1 protein-coding gene and 1 pseudogene are annotated in these 544 nt (G+C 56.1%); both read right to left on the bottom strand.

The features are described from left to right. Nucleotides 1–202 (bottom strand): annotated as a pseudogene (locus D3227_RS40635) (IS66 family transposase); the annotation flags it as partial. 66 nt (nt 203–268) lie between these two features. Continuing rightward, a partial coding sequence (locus D3227_RS42500) for a hypothetical protein (RefSeq protein ID WP_208646638.1) occupies nt 269–544 on the bottom strand: 276 nt, incomplete at its 5' end.

The following is a 544-nucleotide window of genomic DNA, read 5'->3' as shown; positions in this document are numbered from 1 at the left end:
GATCGGCATCCTCACTCATGGCGCGGCTGTGACCTTTATGACCCGCCTTAGCGCCGCCAGGCTTTGCCCTGTCCCGACGCGCCTTGCGATCGCTCGAAGGTGGCCTGGACGACGTGCGCGATGTCTTCTCTGGCCGCTGTATCCGCAGCACCAGATCGATCAACTCTTCCTTCGTCAGACGCTGCAAATCAGTGCGATCCATATCCCCATAGATTCAGGGATTCTTGCCCCTGACAAGGGCGTGAGTTGTCTAATCGCAGATCATTGATCAAGTCTTTTTTGAATAGCCCGAAGACGCCATTGCTGTTTTTTGGACAGACAGCGAACAGGAGGCGATGTTACGATCGCGCTGCCTGGTCTTCTTCGCGCTGTTGATGATCGTTTGCCGGGAGGCATGGTTGTCTTCGCGGTCGACATCTGTTCGCCGCATTATGGATATTCGCAAGGCGAGGCCTTCCAATGTAATTAACGCAGTTTGCGTGGACGTTACGCACCTGCAACCCACGATAGCGGAATGGCCCGACCTACGTCCCGGCAGGGACGT

The sequence above is a fragment of the Mesorhizobium waimense genome (assembly GCF_003601975.1).
Classification (GTDB): domain Bacteria; phylum Pseudomonadota; class Alphaproteobacteria; order Rhizobiales; family Rhizobiaceae; genus Mesorhizobium; species Mesorhizobium waimense.
The sequence above is the reverse complement of the archived record's forward strand: the minus strand, read 5'-3'. Positions and strand labels throughout refer to the sequence as shown.